17 protein-coding genes and 1 riboswitch are annotated in these 18,178 nt (G+C 72.3%); of the genes, 8 read left to right on the top strand and 9 right to left on the bottom strand.

Annotated features, from left to right (window positions below):
- Positions 1-54 precede the first annotated feature (54 nt).
- The gene (locus ABZ780_RS18935; RefSeq protein ID WP_357486934.1) at positions 55-1,290 is read left to right on the top strand and encodes an FUSC family protein; all 1,236 of its coding nucleotides are present in this window, start codon (positions 55-57) and stop codon (positions 1,288-1,290) included.
- A 4-nt stretch (positions 1,291-1,294) separates the two neighbouring features.
- Here the strand turns inward: ABZ780_RS18935 and ABZ780_RS18940 are convergent, their stop codons facing one another.
- Positions 1,295-2,557: an aminotransferase class V-fold PLP-dependent enzyme gene (locus ABZ780_RS18940; protein WP_357486796.1), complete on the bottom strand. Its 1,263-nt coding sequence runs from the start codon at positions 2,555-2,557 to the stop codon at positions 1,295-1,297.
- Positions 2,558-2,603: 46 nt separating this feature from the next.
- Positions 2,604-2,723, bottom strand: a riboswitch (SAM riboswitch).
- Between the two features lie 23 nt (positions 2,724-2,746).
- On the opposite strand from ABZ780_RS18940, the gene ABZ780_RS18945 reads away from it, so the two are divergent.
- The gene (locus ABZ780_RS18945; RefSeq protein ID WP_357010210.1) at positions 2,747-4,222 is read left to right on the top strand and encodes a PrsW family intramembrane metalloprotease; all 1,476 of its coding nucleotides are present in this window, start codon (positions 2,747-2,749) and stop codon (positions 4,220-4,222) included.
- A gap of 21 nt (positions 4,223-4,243) precedes the next feature.
- Here ABZ780_RS18945 and ABZ780_RS18950 read toward each other — a convergent pair whose 3' ends face one another.
- Positions 4,244-4,411 (bottom strand): hypothetical protein, encoded by a 168-nt coding sequence (locus tag ABZ780_RS18950; protein WP_357010212.1) that lies wholly within the window; start codon positions 4,409-4,411, stop codon positions 4,244-4,246.
- 93 nt (positions 4,412-4,504) lie between these two features.
- Positions 4,505-4,843 (bottom strand): co-chaperone GroES, encoded by a 339-nt coding sequence (locus ABZ780_RS18955; RefSeq protein ID WP_357010215.1) that lies wholly within the window; start codon positions 4,841-4,843, stop codon positions 4,505-4,507.
- 152 nt (positions 4,844-4,995) lie between these two features.
- On the opposite strand from ABZ780_RS18955, the gene ABZ780_RS18960 reads away from it, so the two are divergent.
- On the top strand, positions 4,996-6,300 hold the full coding sequence (locus ABZ780_RS18960; protein WP_357010217.1) for an AI-2E family transporter: 1,305 nt from the start codon (positions 4,996-4,998) through the stop codon (positions 6,298-6,300).
- Between the two features lie 43 nt (positions 6,301-6,343).
- Here ABZ780_RS18960 and ABZ780_RS18965 read toward each other — a convergent pair whose 3' ends face one another.
- A complete protein-coding gene (locus tag ABZ780_RS18965; protein ID WP_357486798.1) occupies positions 6,344-8,548 on the bottom strand; it encodes an ATP-dependent DNA helicase in 2,205 nt (734 codons plus the stop codon).
- A 102-nt stretch (positions 8,549-8,650) separates the two neighbouring features.
- Here ABZ780_RS18965 and ABZ780_RS18970 point away from each other — a divergent pair, with 102 nt between their 5' ends.
- Positions 8,651-9,157, top strand: coding sequence for a DUF402 domain-containing protein (locus tag ABZ780_RS18970; protein ID WP_357010223.1), 507 nt, complete (start codon positions 8,651-8,653; stop codon positions 9,155-9,157).
- 7 nt (positions 9,158-9,164) lie between these two features.
- Here the strand turns inward: ABZ780_RS18970 and sigJ are convergent, their stop codons facing one another.
- The gene (gene sigJ / locus ABZ780_RS18975; protein ID WP_357486799.1) at positions 9,165-10,130 is read right to left on the bottom strand and encodes an RNA polymerase sigma factor SigJ; all 966 of its coding nucleotides are present in this window, start codon (positions 10,128-10,130) and stop codon (positions 9,165-9,167) included.
- 138 nt (positions 10,131-10,268) lie between these two features.
- On the opposite strand from sigJ, the gene ABZ780_RS18980 reads away from it, so the two are divergent.
- The 3 genes from ABZ780_RS18980 (at position 10,269) to ABZ780_RS18990 (ending at position 12,975) form a co-directional block, all read left to right on the top strand.
- Positions 10,269-11,210, top strand: coding sequence for a PPK2 family polyphosphate kinase (locus ABZ780_RS18980; protein WP_357486801.1), 942 nt, complete (start codon positions 10,269-10,271; stop codon positions 11,208-11,210).
- A gap of 126 nt (positions 11,211-11,336) precedes the next feature.
- Positions 11,337-11,963: a DUF47 family protein gene (locus tag ABZ780_RS18985; protein WP_030327784.1), complete on the top strand. Its 627-nt coding sequence runs from the start codon at positions 11,337-11,339 to the stop codon at positions 11,961-11,963.
- Positions 11,964-11,967: 4 nt separating this feature from the next.
- Positions 11,968-12,975 carry an inorganic phosphate transporter gene (locus tag ABZ780_RS18990; protein WP_357010231.1) on the top strand — a complete coding sequence of 336 codons (1,008 nt, stop codon included), beginning with the start codon at positions 11,968-11,970 and terminating at the stop codon, positions 12,973-12,975.
- Positions 12,976-13,048: 73 nt separating this feature from the next.
- Here the strand turns inward: ABZ780_RS18990 and ABZ780_RS18995 are convergent, their stop codons facing one another.
- On the bottom strand, positions 13,049-14,017 hold the full coding sequence (locus ABZ780_RS18995; RefSeq protein WP_357486802.1) for a Gfo/Idh/MocA family oxidoreductase: 969 nt from the start codon (positions 14,015-14,017) through the stop codon (positions 13,049-13,051).
- 193 nt (positions 14,018-14,210) lie between these two features.
- Here ABZ780_RS18995 and ABZ780_RS19000 point away from each other — a divergent pair, with 193 nt between their 5' ends.
- The gene (locus ABZ780_RS19000) at positions 14,211-15,044 is read left to right on the top strand and encodes an NUDIX hydrolase (protein WP_357010236.1); all 834 of its coding nucleotides are present in this window, start codon (positions 14,211-14,213) and stop codon (positions 15,042-15,044) included.
- A gap of 151 nt (positions 15,045-15,195) precedes the next feature.
- Here the strand turns inward: ABZ780_RS19000 and pstB are convergent, their stop codons facing one another.
- The 3 genes from pstB to pstC are packed head-to-tail and all read right to left on the bottom strand — an operon-like array spanning position 15,196 to position 18,169.
- On the bottom strand, positions 15,196-15,972 hold the full coding sequence (pstB, locus tag ABZ780_RS19005; RefSeq protein WP_357010239.1) for a phosphate ABC transporter ATP-binding protein PstB: 777 nt from the start codon (positions 15,970-15,972) through the stop codon (positions 15,196-15,198).
- Between the two features lie 20 nt (positions 15,973-15,992).
- Positions 15,993-17,081 carry a phosphate ABC transporter permease PstA gene (pstA, locus tag ABZ780_RS19010; protein WP_357010242.1) on the bottom strand — a complete coding sequence of 363 codons (1,089 nt, stop codon included), beginning with the start codon at positions 17,079-17,081 and terminating at the stop codon, positions 15,993-15,995.
- Positions 17,078-18,169 (bottom strand): phosphate ABC transporter permease subunit PstC, encoded by a 1,092-nt coding sequence (gene pstC, locus ABZ780_RS19015; RefSeq protein WP_357010245.1) that lies wholly within the window; start codon positions 18,167-18,169, stop codon positions 17,078-17,080. The genes pstA and pstC overlap by 4 nt, the downstream gene beginning before the upstream one ends.
- Positions 18,170-18,178 lie beyond the last annotated feature (9 nt).

The following is an 18,178-nucleotide window of genomic DNA, read 5'->3' on the forward strand; positions in this document are numbered from 1 at the left end:
GGCTCGCCTCGGGTAGTCGCGCCCATGGCAGCGGCCCGCGACAAGAAACCACCGATGGTGCGCCGTGCCCCGTTGCGGGAAGGACTGGTGGACGTCGACGGCGCGCGCATCGCCGAGGCTACCGAGGAGCTGCGCCACCGCGGGCGGGCCACCCTGCACGACCGGCTGCACCGGGTACGGATGGCCGGTGGGCTGGCCGTCCAGGCCGGGCTGGCCGCCGGGCTGGCGTACCTGATCTCGCACAAGCTGCTCGGCAACCCGCAGCCGGTCTTCGGGCCGATCTCCGCGGTCGGCACCCTGGCCGCGTCGGTCGGGCAACGATTCCGCCGGACCGTGGAGCTGATCCTCGGAGTGGCGATCGGGGTGGCGATCGGCGACGTCCTGGTCTACCTGCTCGGCACCGGGGCGTGGCAGCTCGGCCTGGTGGTCACGGTGGCGATCCTGCTCACCATCTTCGCCGGGGCCAGCGTGGCCATCGTCATCCAGGCGGCGGCCACGGCGGTGCTGATCGTGACGCTGAGCCCTTCCACGGAGGATCTGGAGATCCCGCGCTTCATCGACGCGTTCCTCGGCGGCGGGGTCGCGCTGCTGGTGACGGCGGTGCTGCTGCCGTTGAACCCGCTGCGGGTGATCAATCGGGCCGTCCGGCCGGCGCTGGACCTGCTCGCCGACCAGCTCGACGCCGCCGCCGACGGGCTGCGCAAACGGGACCGCGACGCCATCCAGCGGGCACTGGACCGGATGCGCAACAACAAGGAGGAGTTGGCCACCCTGGCCGAGGCGATCGAGGGCGCGAAGGAGACGGCCACCCTCTCCCCGGCCCGCTGGCACCGCCGCGGCGAACTGACCCACTACGCGGAGGCGGCCGATCCGATCGACCGGGCGATGCGCAACACCGGCACGCTGATCCGCCGGTCCGTCACGCTGATCGAGGATGAGGAGCCCGTACCGGACCCGATGCCGGACGGGATCGCGCACCTCGCCGAGGCGGTCCGGCTGCTCAAACAGGAGTTCGCGGCGGGCCAGGAGCCACAGAAGGCACGGGAGCGGTCGCTGCGGGCGGTCAGCGAGGCCGGCCGGGCGTACGGCGCCGGGGTCGGCTTCTCGGGCAGCGTGGTGGTCGCCCAGATCCGGACGACGGCGAGTGACCTGCTGGTGGCCTCCGGGATCGAGCAGGAGGAGGCGAACCGGTGGATCCGCACCGCATTCGGGGAGCAGGAGAGGCCGGTCGGTGAGCCGGCCGAGCCGGGCGAGGCGCCGAAGCCGCCCACCGCGCCGCCCATCGGCTGAGCGCTCAGCCCAGCGTGGCAAGCGCCGCGAGCAGCCGGTCCACCTGGGCCGCGGTGCTGCCCAGGCCGATGCTGGCGCGCAACGCGGTGGGCGGAAGATCCCGCCGGCCGGTACGTCCCGCCGCCTCGGCGAGCAGCCGCCGGGCCAACGGGTGGGCACAGAACAACCCGTCCCGTACGCCGATCCGGTGCTCGGCGGCCAGCCGGGCGGCCACCTCCGCGGAGTCCCGGCCGGCGACCACGAACGAGACGATGCCGACCCGTGGCGCGTCCGGGCCGAAGGTGCGCAACTCCACCACGTGCGGCAGGGCGGCGATGCCGGCGCGCAGCCGGGCAAGCAGAGCCTGCTCGTCGGCGGCCAGCGCGGCCCGGTCGGCGTCGCCCAGCGCCTCACACACCGCCGCCAGCGCCACCGCGCCCAACAGGTTCGGTGTGCCACCCTCGTGCCGTGCCGGGCCGGTCGTCCAGGCCACGTCGTGGGTGGCCGGCCCGACGTGGCTGGTCGCGCCGCCACCGGCCAGGTAGGGCGCGGCGGCGTCCAGCCAGTCCGATCGGCCGATGAGCACGCCCGTGCCGAACGGGGCGTACAGCTTGTGGCCGGAGACGGCCAGGTAGTCCACATCGAGCGTGAGCAGGTCGACCGGGGCGTGCGGGGCGAGCTGCGCGGCGTCGAGGACAATCCGGGCACCGTGCCGGTGGGCCACCCGCGCCAGCTCGGCGACCGGCCACCGCTCCCCGGTCACGTTGCTGGCACCGGTCACCGCGACCAGCACCGGCAGCGCCGGGTTGCTGTTCCGGCGCAGCTCGGTGAGGGCGGCGGCGAGGGCGCGTACCGCCTCGGCCGGGTCGGTGGGCACCGGCAGCCGGACCGAGCCGCGCGGCCACGGCAGCAGGTTGGCGTGGTGCTCGCCGGCGAAGGTGACCACCGTCGCGCCGGCGGGCAGGGCCCGAGCCAGCAGGTTGAGCGCGTCGGTGGTGTTCCGGGTGAAGATCACGTGATCGTCGGCACGGGCGCCGAAGAAGTCGCCGACCGTCTGCCGGGCTCGCTCGTAGCCCAGCGTGCAACGGCGCGACAGCGCGCCAGCGCCCCGGTGCACGCTCGCGTACCAGGGCAGCAGCTCGGTCACCGCGTCGGCCGCGGCCCGCGCGCACGGCGCGGTGGCCGCGTAGTCCAGGTTGATTTCGCCGGGTACGCCGAGCACGTCGAGCGGCGCCGCCGGAGCGGGCGCGGCGATCGTGGGCAGCGAGGGTACGAGGGTGACGGGCACGCCGGAACCTCCGGGGTCAGGGACCCCGGGCGTGATGTCGGGACGGGGTCCGCGCTTGCCCAGCACGCCGATCGGGCTGGGCCCGGTCATCACCCGGGGCACCCCACCGCGAACTGACGAGGGTTGCCGGCCAGCAAACCGGGGTTTGACGCTGGCGCTCGTGACCTGCGGAAAGCATAGCGGCTGTGGATGCGACCGGATCAGTCGGCACCGGATGGCTACGCTGACCGCATGGCCGACACCCCGCCCGGTGCACCCCTGCCGTCGTCGACGCCCGCGGCCCCGCCCGCCGGCGAGACGCCCCGGATGCCGCTGCGCCGACTGGGCTGGCGACGGTTCCTGGTGCTGGCCGGGGTGGTGTTGCTCATCGCCGCGTGCGCGCTGTTCATGGTCTTCACGCTCGGCCAGTCGCTCGGCGTACAGGCGCTGTTGGTCGGGGTCGTTGCCGCGATCCTGCCGGTGCCGGTGCTTGTCGCCTGCTTCCTCTGGCTGGACCGGTACGAACCGGAACCACTGAAGTACCTGATCTTCTGCTTCGGCTGGGGAGCATTCGTCTCCACCGCTGCCTCGCTCACCGTGAACGAGTTCTCGGCCGCCCGGTTCGCCGACTGGGGTCTGCCGACAGCGCTCACCGGGGTGCTGGTGGCACCGTTCATCGAGGAGTTGACCAAGGCCCTCGGCCCGATCCTGCTGCTGGTGTTCCGCCGCCGGGAGTGGTCCGGGATCACCGACGGGCTGGTCTACTGCGGGCTCTCCGCGGTCGGCTTCGCCATGGTGGAGAACATCCTCTACCTGGGCGGGTACGGCTACGCGGCAGGCGCCGACCGGTACGGCCCGGCGACCGGCACCCAACAGGTCATCGCCATCTTCATCGTCCGGATCCTCCTGTTCGGGTTCGCCCATCCGCTCTTCACCTCGATGGCCGGTGTGGGGCTGGGCATCGCGGCCCGAACGGCCGACCGTCGGGTCCGGGTGCTCGCCCCCGTCGCCGGGCTGTTGCTGGCGATGATGTTGCACGGCACCTGGAACCTGCTGCCCACGCTGACCCAGGCCACCGGCGAAGCAGTGATCATGTTGTACGGCTTCCTCGGCCTGATGGTCCCGGTCTTCTTCGGCATGGTGGGGCTCGCGCTGTGGCTGCGCGCGTGGGAGGGCCGGCTCACCGAACGGAGACTCCCGGACTACGTACGCGCCGGCTGGCTGAGCCCACCCGAGGTGGCCGCGCTGAGCAGCCTCGGCCGTCGGCACGCCGCCCGCAGCTGGGCGCGCCGGGTCGCCGGGGACGCCGGTGTACGGGCGATGCGGGGGTACCAGTTCAGCGCCACCCGGCTGGCGCTGCTGCGCGACGGGACGCTTCGCGGCCTGGACCGCAAGCCCGCCGACCTGGAGCGGACCGCTGCCGAGGAGCGGCAACTGCTGGAGGCGATCACGGCGTACCGGTCGTTCTTCGTGGGTCGGGACCCGCAGGCTCCGGTGGGGGTCTGGGACGGTAGCCGCTACCACCTGCGCTTCCCGGACGGTACGCAGCGTCCGGTGACCGCACCCGACGAGCCGGTGGTGCCGATTCCGGTGGTGCTGGCCCCGCCGCCGCCCCCGATGGGCTATGCGCCGCCCGGCTGGCACGGCGTGCGCCCCGCGACGCCCTGGCCGCCCGGTCACCCCTGACGGCGGTTGGTGGGGCGGGGCTCAGGTCATCAGGGTGGTGAGGAAGTCACCGAGCCCCTGGGCCATCGCCACCAGCATGGCCCCGATCGCCTTGAACATCTGCGCGGCGCCGTCCGGCCGGAACGCCATGAAGTAGATCAGGAACGCGACACTGCCCCAGGTCAGCAGCTTCTTAACGAATACCGGCATCGTCCCTCCCCAGGGCCACGGTCGCCGGCTGGCTTCCCGCCGTGCGGCCGGGCAAACGGCACGCGCCGCCGCCGGTGACCCGGGAGGCGCGTCCTAGAGGTAGAGGCCGGTGGAGTTGTTCTCGATCCGCTCGGCCGCCACGGCGTGCACGTCGCGCTCCCGCAGCAGCACGTACCCGCGGCCGTGCAGCTCGACCTCGGACCGGTCGTCGGGGTCGAAGAGCACCCGGTCGCCGGAGACGATGGCGCGGACGTTCGGCCCCACGCCGACGGCGGTGGCCCACGCCAGGCGCTTGCCGACGGCGGCGGTCGCCGGGATGACGATGCCGGCGGTGGAGCGCCGCTCGCCCTCGCTGCCGTCCATGCGTACCAGCACGCGGTCGTGCAGCAGGCGGATCGGCAGGCCGGCGTCGAAATCCTGGTCGGCGGTCACGGGGAGACGCTACCGTGTCGCCGGTGACCGGCTGCCGGTGGTTACGCCCGAGGTGGCTGGGGCATTGTGTGGCGGAACTGCCCTAGTGTGTCGGGAACGGACGTGCGCTGTCCGACCTCTCGCCGTGGGCGGGCTGATTCTTCTGCCAGGAGGTGCGCTTGAGCCGCTTCGAGCGGGTACGCGGGCGGCTGCGCCGCGCCTACCAGTCGACCCGGGAGTCGGTACACACCGGCCAGCAGAAGCCGAGTGACGCGCCGGAGACGCCCGGGCTGGCCTCGCCCGCCGTGCCGGGGCCCGTCGCCCCGCCGACGGCCACGGTCGTCGGCGCGGAGCCTCCGGTGGACCTGCACACGTCGACATCCAGTCGGGACGACGCCGACGTGCCGCACGGGCTGCGGATCGCCGCCGCCTGGTGCTGGCGGCTGATCGTGATCGGGGTGGTCGCCTGGGCGCTGCTCCGGATCGTCGGCACGGTCAAGATTGTGATCATCCCGCTGGCCATCGCGCTGCTGCTGTCGGCGCTGCTCGCGCCGGCCGTCGGCTGGCTGCTGCGGGCCCGGCTGCCCCGGTCGCTGGCCACGGCGGTGGTGCTGGTCGGCGGTCTGGCGGGGGTCGTCGGCACGCTGACCCTGGTGGTCAACGAGTTCATCCAGGGTGTGCCGGAGCTGAGCGCGAAGTCCTCCGAGGGCGTCCGGCAGATCCAGAACTGGTTGAAGACCGGCCCCCTGCACCTCTCCGACAACCAGCTCGACCGCTACATCACCGAGGCGCAGGGCTGGATCAACGACAACACCTCGAAGTTCACCAGCGGCGCGCTGAGCACCGCCGCGACGCTTGCGGAGGTGCTGACCGGCACGCTGCTGGTCCTCTTCGCCACGTTCTTCTTCCTGCGCGACGGCAGCCGGATCTGGCGGTTCCTCGTACGGCTGCTGCCGGTGGCCGCCCGCTGGAAGGTCGACGACGCGGGCCGCGCCTCCTGGCAGACCCTTGTCGCGTACGTCCGCGCGACCGTGCTGGTGGCCTTCATCGACGCGGTCGGCATCGGCATCTTCCTGGTCATCTTCGACGTCCCGTTCGCGTTCCCGCTCGCGGCGCTGGTGTTCCTCGGCGCGTTCATCCCGATCGTCGGCGCGGCGCTCTCCGGCGGCGTGGCGGTCCTGGTGGCGCTGGTCGACAGCGGCCCGGTCACCGCGCTGATCATCCTGGGCGCCGTGATCGGTGTGCAGCAGGTGGAGGGGCACGTACTCCAGCCGCTGATCATGGGTCGGGCGGTGGCCATCCACCCGCTCGCGGTGATCATCGGTATCGCCGCTGGCGTGGTGCTCGCCGGCATCACCGGTGCGCTGGTCTCGGTGCCACTGATCGCCGTGTTGAACACGGCAGTGCGCCGACTGGCGGCCCGCACGGTGCCGGACACCCCACCGGACGCCGTCGTAGTCGCCGCACAAGCCCCCTGACGCACCGCGCCCGCGTCGCGGCGCTGCGTGGGGCAGGGGGGCGTCAGGAGCCGGCGAGGCGTTCCAGGGCGCCGCGGGCGACCTCGGGGCGGGTCGTGTACCAGAACGGCGGCAGTGAGCGACGCAGGAACGGCCCGTAGCCCCGGGCTGTCTCCAGCCGGGAGTCGAGCACCGCGACCACGCCCCGGTCGCCGGTCGCCCGGATCAGCCGGCCGACGCCCTGCGCCAGCCGGACCGCCGCGATCGGCACGCTGACCGCCGCGAAGCCGGAGCCGCCACCCGCGTCCACGGCCGCCGCGCGGGCAGCCGCCAGCGGTTCGTCCGGGCGGGGGAAGGGCAGTCGGTCGATGACGACGAGCTGGCAGGCGTCGCCTGGCACGTCCACCCCCTGCCAGAGCGACATCACCCCGAACAGGCAGCTGGTGCGCTCCTCGCGGAACCGGCGGACCAGCAGCGGCAACGCCTCTTCGCCCTGCAACAGCACCGGCAGGTCGGTCCGTGCGCGCAGCAACTCCGCCGCCTGCTGCGCGGCCCGCCTGGATGAGAAGAGCCCGAGAGTACGCCCACCGAGCGCCTCGACGAGCCCGAGCAGCTCCTCCCCGGCGGCCTCTGGGAGCCCGGAGACGCTGGGCCGGGGCAGGTGCGCAGCGACGTACAGGATGCCCTGCCGGGCGTAGTCGAAGGGCGACCCCACGTCCAGTGACCGCCAGCCCGGTCCCTCGGTGGCCGGCACGATCGCCCCCGGGTTGGTGTCGCCGGCCAGCCGGCGGCCGGGCGCCTCGGCGGCCGGGCGGCCCGGCGCGGTGCGGGCGGCCAGCGCGGCGGAGGCCGGAGACGGCGGCGCGGGCGGGGGCGCGTCCAGGCCGAGGGCGCGGGCCACCGTGTCGAACCGGCCGCCGAGCGCCAGGGTGGCCGACGTGGCGACCACGGTGCGTTCGTCGTACAGGTGGGTGGCGAGGGTGCCGGCGACCGACAGCGGCGCGACCACCAGGGCTCGGCGGCTGCCGCTGTCGTTCTTCTCCACCCAGGCCACGTCGTGGTCGGCCTCTTCCAGTAGCCGCTGGGTGGTGGTGGAGAGGTCGTCCAACGCGGCCTTGGCCTGCTGCTTGCGGACCGGGTCGGGATCGTCGGACTTGACGTCGCCGATCGAGTCCAGGGCGGCGCGGGTGGCCGCGTCGAGCAGGGTGCACGCCTCCCGCAGCGGCGCCGGCAGCCCGGCGGTAAGCCGCCCGGCCGGCACCTCGGCCAGCCCGACGGCGAGCGCGTCGCCGGCGGCGGTGAGCGATTCGGCGGTCTCCGGCCGCAGCAGCGGGCGGGCGCGTCGGGTGGACCGGTCGATCAGCTCCGGCACCAGCTCGGCCTGGGCCGCCGAGGAGACCCGGTCGGCCAGCTCGTGCGCCTCGTCGACGATGAGCAGCTTGTGTGGCGGGACGATGTGCCGGTCGGCCAGCATGTCGACCGCGAGAAGGCTGTGGTTGGTCACCACGATGTCAGCCTCGCGGGCGCGGGCCCGGGACGCCTCGGCGAAGCACTCCGCGCCGAACGGGCAGCGGGTCGCCCCGACACACTCGCGGGCCGGCATCGACACCAGCCGCCAGGCCTGGTCGTCGACCCCCGGATCCAGCTCGTCGCGGTCGCCGGTGGCGGTCTTTTCGGCCCAGCCGCGCAGCCGCTCGATCTGCTTGCCCAGCCGACCCGCCTCGCCCAGCCATTTCGTCCCGCCGCCGGGTCGGGCGGCCGGGGCGTCGAAGAGGGTGTCCTCCGGCTCGTCCTCGGTGGAATTGTCCAGTCGGGCCAGGCAGAGGTAGTGGTGGCGGCCCTTGAGCACCGCGAACGTGGGTCGGCGGCCGAGCAGCGGCTCGACCGCGTCGGCCAGCCGGGGCAGGTCGTGGTCGACGAGCTGGGACTGCAACGCCAGGGTGGCCGTGGAGACCACCACCGGGCCGTCCACGGTGAGCGCCGGTGCCAGATAGGCCAGCGACTTACCGGTGCCGGTGCCCGCCTGGACGAGCAGGTGCTCGCCGCTGGTCACGCACTCCTCGATCGCGGTGGTCATCTGCTGCTGGCCGGGGCGCGCCGCGCCGCCGGGGACCGCGCCGACCGCCGCCGCGAGCAGCTCCGTGCCGCTGGGCCGGGCACCCCGCCGCCGGCTCCCGCCACGGGCCGACGGGGTGGCGGAACCGGTGGCGGTGCGGGGCGGAGTCACCGTGCGACGGTACCCGTCGCGGCCGACACCGGCTGCGCCCATCCGCCCGCGTGGCGCACAGCCGACCCGCAGGTCGGTTCGGTGCCAGCCGTCCGGTTACGGCAGCACTACGACGCGTGGGCAGTATCGGTTAGGGTGCGAATCATGCCGAGCGACGTGGTCCGAGTGATCTACCGCAAGTACGACGGCAGCGCGCACCGTGACTACCCGGCCCGTCGCCTCGCCGAGGACGACCTGGGCATCTGGCTCGGTGTCCCCTTCGGCACCGAGTCGGTCTACCACGGCCGGCCGTCGGTGGAGAAGATCCCCTTCGTCCTGCTGGTGCCGCACCACGCCTGGTGGACGTGCATGTTCAACCCGCCGCCGCGCACCAGCGAGGTCTACTGCGACATCGCCACCCCGGCCCGCTGGGAGTCCGACGACACGGTCCACCTGATCGACCTGGACCTGGATGTCGTCCGTCGCCGGGCCACCGGCCTGGTGGAGTTGCTCGACGAGGACGAGTTCGCCGAGCACCGGGCCCTCTTCGGCTACCCGCAGGACGTGGTCGTCGAGGCCGAGGCGGCCGCCCGGTGGCTGTTCGGAGCGCTCGGCGACGGCACCGAGCCGTTCGCCACCTCGTACCGCAAATGGTTGGCTCTGGTGGTCTGAGCCCGGCTCACCAGCGCGGCGGCCACGGGTCGTCGTCGCCCAGCGGCGGCAGGTCGACGAGCTTCTCCGGGTTGAGCTGGTTGAACACGCCCGTGATCCGGCCCTTGTGCACGGCGAAGGCGGCGATCATGCGGATCGGCCGACCGTCGCTGTGGACCGTCTCCATCTGTAGGCCGAGCACGCCGTCCACCAGCACCGGCCGGGACCGCACCCGCTGCGCGTACCGGCCGGCCCGACCGAACAGGCCGAGCGTGAAGCGGCCCACCGCGTCCGCCCCGACCACCGGCCGGCGGGCCGCCGGGAAGTGGCCGCCCGAGTCGCCGAGGAGGACCACGTCGGGCGCGAGCACGCGCAGCAGCGGATCCAGTTCGCCGGACTCGGCGGCGGCCACGAACGCTTCGAGCACGCGCCGCTGCTCGGCCGGATCGGCGGTGTGCCGAGGCGCGTCCGGAGCGGTGACCGCCCGCCGTGCCCGGGAGGCGAGCTGCCGGGCGGCGGCCTCGGTGGTGCCGAGCACGTCCGCGACCCCGGCGAACGGCACCGCGAACACGTCGTGCAGCACGAGCGCGACCCGCTGCTCGGGCGCGAGCCGCTCCATCATGACCAGCAGTGCGGTGCCGACCTGGTCGGTGCGGACCGCCCGCTCGGCGGGGTCGGGTGCGAACCCGTCGGTCGGTGGCCCGGAGTCCAGAGGGCTCACCACCGGCTCCGGAAGCCACTGCCCGGGGTACGCCTCGCGGCGGACCCGCGCCGAGCGGAGCACGTCGAGGCAGATCCGGGCGCAGGTGGTCGTCAGCCACGCGGAGAGATCGCGGATCTCGCCGCGGGCCGCCGGGTCGGCGAGGGCCCCGGCGTAGCGCAACCAGGTCTCCTGCACCGCGTCCTCGGCCTCGCTGCGGCGGCCCAGCATCCGGTGGGCCACCGCGAGCAGGCGACCCCGCTCGGCCTCGAACTCCGTCGCCAGGTCCCGCACGACCCACCACCCTCCCCAGTCGGTACGTGTCCCGCGTCCATCCTCCCGCCAACCGGACGTGCCGGCAGCCCCGCAGGTGACGGTGGGATGGGCGACCCTCGACGGGCGGAAGGCCGCCGGGTGGGCGATGATCCGACGATGAGCGCACCCCAGCAAGGGCAGATCGTGGCGCCGGACGGCGGGTCCGTGCGGGAGTTGCTGCGGGTCACCGCGCCGGTGGACCTCGCTGCGATCGATCCCCGGTCCGCCCCCGGCCTGCCGGCGACCGAGAGGACCGGCGAGCGCCGCAAGGCCTGGGCCCGCGAGCAGGTCGAACTGGTCGGCGGCGAGTTGGGCCGGCAGCAGGAGATGCTCTTCGCGATGGCCAAGGCCGCCTCGGACCGCCCGGCGCACCGGGTGCTGCTGGTCCTCCAGGCGATGGACTGCGGGGGCAAGGACGGCACGATCAAGCGGGTGGCCGGTGCCATGAACCCGCTGGGCCTGCACATTCGGTCATTCGGTCCGCCGACGCGGCAGGAGTTGCGGCACGACTTCCTGTGGCGGATCCGCCGGGCGCTGCCACCGCCCGGGTACGTCGGAATGTTCAACCGGTCACACTACGAGGACGTGCTGATCGCCCGGGTCGGCTCGCTGGTGCCGGAGGCCACCTGGCGAGCCCGTTACGACGAGATCAACTCCTTCGAGCGGGAGTTGGTCGACGACGGGGTGACCCTGGTGAAGGTGATGTTGCACATCTCGTACGCCGAACAGGGCAAGCGCCTGCTGGAGCGGCTCACCGACCCGCGCAAGCACTGGAAGTACAACCCGTCGGACGTCGACTCCCGGTCCCGCTGGGACGACTACCAGGCCGCGTACGCCGAGGCGCTGAGCCGGTGCGCGACGGACGCCGCACCCTGGTTCGTGGTGCCGGCGGACCGCAAGTGGTACCGGGACTGGGCGGTGGCGCATCTGTTGCGTGAGACGTTCGACACGCTCGCTCTCGGGTATCCGGCTGCCGATTTCGACGTCGCGCACGAGCGGGAGCGCTTGCTTGCTGGGGGAGCGGGTGCGGGTGGGGCGCCAGAGATGAACAGCAGATGAACGAGCGATGAATGTGGTCTGACCAGGGGTGGGCCGCCGAATTCGCGGTTCTGGCGTTTCCTAGCATTCACCGGGCGGACGCCGACGGACGCCGCCACCTTCCACCGACGCGACGAGGTCTGTGCTGTGAAGTTTTCCTTCCGCCCCACCGAGGGCGCCTTCTACGAGCTCTTCACCAGGGCCGCGCAGAACCTGGTCCGGGGCACCGCACTGCTCAACGAACTGGCCCTGCCCGGCGTCGACGTGCAGTCCGTCAGCGAGCGGCTGACCGAGGTCGAGCACGACAGCGACCAGATCACCCACGAGTTGTACAAGAAGATCAACTCGACCTTCATCACCCCGTTCGACCGGGAGGACATCTACCGGCTCGGCTCGCTGCTGGACGACGTGATGGACCACCTGGAAGCGGTCGGCGACCTGCTCTACCTGTACGGGCTGACCGAGCTGCCGGCGCTGCCCCGCGAGCTGCACGAGATGGTCAACGTGCTCGACCAGCAGGCCAAGCTGACCGCCGACGCGATGCCCCGGCTGAAGTCGATGAAGGATCTCGAGGACTACTGGATCGAGTGCAACCGGCTGGAGAACGAGGGCGACCGGATCAACCGGCAGCTACTCGTCCGTCTCTTCTCCGGTGAGTACGACGCGTTGACGGTGCTGAAGATGAAGGAGGTCGCCGACGAGCTGGAGGCCGCCTGCGACGCCTTCGAGCACGTGGCCAACACGGTCGAGACCATCGCCGTCAAGGAGTCCTGAGCCGGTGTCTCCCGAACTCATCGCCGTACTGGCGGTGATCGCGGTTGCCTTGGCGTTCGACTACACCAACGGCTTCCACGACGCCGCCAACGCGATCGCGACAAGCGTCTCCACCCGGGCGCTGACACCCCGGATCGCCCTGGCGCTCGCCGCGGTCGGCAACTTCATCGGCGCCCACTTCGGTGCCGGGGTGGCCAAGACCGTCGGCGACGGCCTGGTCACCCTCCCCACCGGGGTGGCCAGCCTCGGTGTGGTCTTCGCCGGTGTGCTCGGCGCGATCGCCTGGAACCTGATCACCTGGTACTTCGGCCTGCCATCGTCGTCCTCACACGCGCTCTTCGGCGGTCTGGTCGGCGCGACCCTGCTGTCGGCCGGCGGCATCGTCCAGTGGGTCACGATCGGCGAGAAGGTCATCCTGCCGATGGTGCTGTCGCCGATCGTCGGCCTCACCCTCGGTTACCTGCTGATGCTGGCCATCCTCTGGCTGTTCCGGAAGGGGCAGCCGGGCAAGCTCAACCGGGGCTTCCGCTGGGCGCAGACCGCCTCGGCGGCCGCCATGTCGGTCGGCCACGGCATGCAGGACGCCGCCAAGACGATGGGCATCGTGGTTCTGGCCCTCTACACGGGCGGCTTCCAGGACGACAAGAGCCACATCCCCGGCTGGGTGTTCTGGACCTCGGCGACGATGCTGGCCCTGGGCACCTACGCCGGCGGTTGGCGGATCATCCGTACCCTCGGTCGTAAGATCATCGACCTGGGTCCGCCGGAGGGCTTCGCCGCCGAGACGGTGGCGAGCGCGGTGCTCTACTTCAACGCCCTGGTGCTGAAGGCGCCGATCTCCACCACCCACACCATCACCTCGGCGATCATGGGCGTGGGCGCGACCAAGCGCCTCTCCGCGGTCCGCTGGAACGTCGCCGGCAACATCGTGATCGCCTGGATCGTCACGTTCCCGGCCGCCGCGCTGATCGCCTGCGTCACCTACCTGCTGGTCCGGCCGCTCTTCGGCTGACCACCGCTCGGGAAAGGGCCCCTCGTCGACGCGACGAGGGGCCCTTTCCCTGCCCAGCCAGGTGCCGGGCGCGTCACACGTACCGGACGCCGATCTGTTCGCGCACCGTGTCCAGCAGGGCCATCACCTCAAGGGTGGCGGAGTGCGGCACCATCGGGCTCTCGGTCAGCCCGGCCGCCAGGCAGCGCTGCACCTCGATCGCCTCGTACTGGTAGCCGTTGCCGACGACCTCGGTGGAGATCGTCTCCGGCTCGACACCGTCGCGGTGCAGGGTCAGCGACCCCGGCCGGAAGAACGGCTCGGGCAGGTCGATGCGGCCCGTGCTGCCGGTGATCGAGGCGGACAGCTCACTCGCCCCGACCATGCCGCAGCTCAACGTGGCCAGGGCCCCGGTGTCGTAGCCGAACAGGATGCCGGTGTTCTCGTCCGTCCCCTCCGGGCCGAGCTTCGCCCAGGACCGGATGTGCTGCGGCACACCGAGCAGCAGGTAGGCCAGGCTGATCGGGTAGATCCCCAGGTCGAGCAGGGCACCCCCACCCAGTGCCACGGACCGCATCCGGTGCTCCGGCGGGAACGGCCCGGCGACCCCGAAGTCGGCCCGGACGCCGCGCACCGTACCGATCGCCCCGTCCGCGATCAGCTGCACCGCCCGCAGGATCATCGGATTCATCCGCATCCACATGGCCTCCATCAGGAAGACCCCGGCGGCGCGGGCAGTGTCCACCAGTTCGGTGCTGCTGGCCAGGTCGAGAGTGAACGGCTTCTCCAGCAGCACCGCCTTCCCGGCGGTCAGGCAGGTCATCGCCGCCTCGTGATGCGCGGCGTGCGGAGTGGCCACGTAGATCACGTCGACCTCCGGATCGGCGGCCAACTCCACCCAGGAGCCGTATGCGTGCTTCGCGCCGTAGGTGTCGGCGAAGCGCTGGGCGCTCTCGGCGGCGCGGGAGCCGACGGCGACCAACTCGGCGTCCGGCACGAGCCGGAGGTCTTCGGCGAAACGGCTGGCGATGTGGCCGGTGGCCAGGATGCCCCAACGAGTCATGCCGGAAACGCTAGCCGAGCCAGGTGAACCGTCGGCCAGCCGGCCACGCTTGCCGGGATGCGTGCCCCTGATCAACTCCGTGTCGGCGATGTGGGGGTGTCCTGGTGGCGGGATAAGGCGATATCGCCGATATGGAGTCGATCATGGCTGGCCGCGCCCCGGTCGCCGCGTCTTCGGCAACTAGGCTCGCGGCATGACGATCGACAGCGACGGCTTCGCCGCCCCGGCCGCCCTGGTCGAGCACGCCCGCCGGTTCCAGGCCGAGGGCGTCGCCCCGGCGGTGCCCCGGGTCGCGGCCACCGTGCTGCTGCTGCGTCCGACCGACACAGACTTCGAGGTGTACGTCATCCGCCGGGTCGCCGCGATGACCTTCGGCGGGATGTACGCCTTCCCCGGGGGCGGCGTGGACCGCTCCGACTCCGAGGCGCACCTGGACTGGGCCGGCCCGGCGCCGACCGAGTGGTCGGCCCGGCTGGGAGTGGCCCCGGATGCCGCCCAGGCGGTGGTCTGCGCCGCTGCCCGCGAGGTCTTCGAGGAGGCCGGCGTGCTGCTCGCCGGCCCGGACCCGACGACCGTGGTGGGCGACGTCAGCGGCGACGACTGGGAGGCGGCCCGGCAGGACCTGGAGGGACGCCGACTGGGCTTCGCCGCTCTGCTCGCCGACCGTCAGCTCACGCTTCGGTCGGACCTGCTGCTGCCGTGGAGCCGCTGGGTCACCCCTGAGTTCGAGCCGCGCCGCTTCGACACGTACTTCTTCGTGGCCCTGCTGCCGGCGGGGCAGCGGACCCGCGACGTCTCCGGCGAGGCCGACCACACCCTGTGGATCCGGCCGGCGGACGCGTTGGCCCGCGCCGAGGCGGGCGAGCTGACCATGCTGCCGCCGACCCTTGTCACGCTGGCCCAGGTGGCGGCGGCCGGCGATCTGGCCGGGGTGGCGCGGGCGGCGGCCGACCGGGACGCCGCCACGCCGATCACTCCACGCCTGGACCTGCCGCCCGACGGCGAACCCCGCTTCGTGCTCGGCTGACCCGCCGCCCGCCGCCCGCCGCCCGCCGCCCGCCGCCCGCCGCCCGCCGCCCGCCGCCCGCCGCCCGCCGTCGGAGAGAGGCGGAGAGGCCGGATACGGCACCGGCGCCCACGCCGGGAGGGCGGGGACGCCGGTGACGGTCGCGGTCGGCTCAGCCGAAGCGGCCGGTGATGTAGTCCTCGGTCTTCTTCACGCTCGGGTTGCTGAAGATCTTCTGCGTGTTGTCGTACTCGATGAGGCGGCCCGGGTCGCCGGTCTTCTCGATCGAGAAGAAGGCGGTCCGGTCCGACACCCGCGCGGCCTGCTGCATGTTGTGCGTCACGATGATGATCGTGAACTTGTCCTTGAGCTGGAACATCAGATCCTCGATGGCCAGCGTGGAGATCGGGTCCAGGGCCGAGCACGGCTCGTCCATCAGCACGACCTGCGGCTCGACCGCGATGGTCCGGGCGATGCAGAGCCGCTGCTGCTGACCGCCGGAGAGGCCCGCGCCGGGCCTGCCCAGCCGGTCCTTGACCTCGTCCCACAGGTTCGCCGAGCGCAGCGCCTTCTCGGCCGCGTCCTCCAGGATCGACTTCTTCCGGACGCCGTTGAGCTTGAGGCCGGCCACCACGTTCTCGAAGATGCTCATGGTGGGGAACGGGTTCGGCCGCTGGAAGACCATGCCGATCATGCGCCGGACCGCTGTGACGTCCACGTCCCGGTCGTAGATGTCCTGGTCGTCGATCGTCAGGCTGCCCTCGACCCGGGCACCCGGCAGCACCTCGTGCATCCGGTTGATGGACCGCAGGAAGGTCGACTTGCCGCAGCCGGACGGGCCGATCAGGGCGGTGACCGTCTTCGGCTCGACGGTCAGGTTGATGTTCTCGATCGCCTTGAAGCCGCCGTAGAAGGCGGTGACGTTCGAGGCTTCGACACGCTTGGCCATGGTGGTGGTACCTCCGGGGTTCATCGGCTGAGCCGGTTGCGACGGGCCAGCAGCTTCGCCGCGATCGTCAGGATGAGCACGAGGGCGACCAGGGTGAGTGCCGCCGTCCACGCCCGTGCCGGCGCGTACCTCGACGCGTCACCGGCCTGCTGGTAGACGAAGAGGGACAGCGACGACTGGTTGTTCTCGAAGGGGTTGGTGTTGATCGCGGCGCCGCCGCCGGCGACCAGCAGCACCGGCGCCGTCTCGCCGGCCGCGCGGGCGACGGCGAGCATGACGCCGGTGACGATGCCAGGCAGCGCCGTCGGCAGGACCACCCGCAGGATGGTCTTCCACTTGGGTACGCCGAGCGCGTACGCGCCCTCGCGCAGTGGCGCCGGAACGAGGCGGAGCATCTCCTCGGTGGACCGGACGATGGTGGGCAGCATCAGCACGCTCAGCGCGAGCGCGGCGGCGAAGCCGGAGAAGCTCGGCCGGCCGTCGTTGAACCACGGCGACACGATCAGCACCCAGAACGCCAGCACGAACAGGCCGGAGACGATGGACGGGATGCCGGTCATGACATCCACGAAGAACCGGATCGCGAAGGCGAACCTGCCCCGGCCGTACTCGACGATGTAGATGGCGCAGAGGATGCCGAGCGGCACGGTGATCAGGGTGGCGATGCCGACCTGCTCCAGCGTGCCGACGATCGCGTGGTACGCGCCGCCGTTCGCGTCGCGGGCCCCGATGTTGTTCATCGAGGTCAGGAAGAAGTTGGCGTCCAGCCGCTCGGCACCCTTGCTGACCAGCGTCCAGACCACCGACACGAGCGGCAGCACCGCCAGCACGAACGCGGAGTGGATCAGCGCGCTCCAGGTGCGGTTACGGGCCGACCGGCGCCCCTCGACCGCGTTGGCGGCGGCGAAGAGCCCGACCAGGTAGAGGATCGCGCCGAGGACGACCACGAGGACCGGGCCGCCGATGGTGGTGCCGTAGACGATCACGGCGGAGAGCGCCAGGGCGGCGACGGCGATGGCCGGAGCGGCGTACCAGGGCAGTCGGCGACCCCGCAGCGAGTCGGGCTGGGCCGGCGGCCGGGTGCGGTGGGAGGTGGCGGTTGTGGTCATGCGGCCGACTCCGTGAACTCCCGGCGGCGGTAGATGATCGCCCGCGCCGTGATGTTGACGATCAGCGTGATGGTGAACAGCACCAGGCCGGAGGCGATGAGCGCGCCCCGGCCGGTCTCGTTCGCCTCGCCGAACGCGTTGGCGATGTTGGCGGCGATGGTGTTGCCGCCGTTCTGGATCAGGTTGAACGAGATGCCGAAGGTGATGCCGAGGGTCAGCGCCAGCGCGATGGTCTCGCCGAGTGCGCGGCCCAGGCCGAGCATCACCGCGGCGATGATGCCGGGGCGGCCGTAGGGGAGCACCGCCGTGCGGAGCATCTCCCAGCGGGTGGCGCCCAGGGCGAGGGCGGCCTCCTCGTTCGCCGTCGGCGTCTGGAGGAACACCTCGCGGGAGAGCGAGGTGACGATCGGCAGCACCATGATCGCGAGCACCAGGGCGCCCAGCATGACGGAGGCACCGAACGGGCCGTCGCCGCCGAAGAGCGGGATCCAGCCGAAGTGCTGGTTGAGCCAGACCGAGAAGTCCCGGACCGGGCTGCTGAAGACGTCCCGCCCCCAGAGACCGAAGACCACGCTCGGCACGGCGGCGAGCAGGTCGACCAGGAAGCCGAGCGCGGTGCCCAGCCGGCGGGGTGCGTAGTGCGAGAGGTAGAGCGCGATGCCCAGCGCTACCGGCACCGCCACGAGCAGCGCGAGTGCCGAGCTGAGCACGGTGCCGAAGGCGAGTGCGCCGATGCCGAACTTCGGCTCTGTCTCGTTGGGCGACCAGCCCTCGTAGGACCAGAAGTTCTCGGTGTTGGCGCGCAGGGCCGGCACCGCCTTCGCGACCAGGAAGATCGCGATGGCGGCGATGATGACCAGAACGGTGGTGCCGGCGGCCAGGGTGAGACCGCGGAAAGCCCGCTCGGCGCCGAACTTACGGCTGCGCGGCAGCGCGCCGCCGCCGCCCAGCCCGCCACCGCCCGGGGGACGGGTGCTGACTGGTGCCTCGGCCACATGCGCCGAGGCACCGGCGGGCCACTCGCGACTCTGGGTCACGCGCGTCCCGCCGGCGCCGGCGTCGGCCGAGCGGTGAGGGGTTTCACCCATCTGCTCGCT

It is taken from the genome of Micromonospora sp. NPDC047467, from assembly GCF_040643095.1.
GTDB lineage: Bacteria > Actinomycetota > Actinomycetes > Mycobacteriales > Micromonosporaceae > Micromonospora.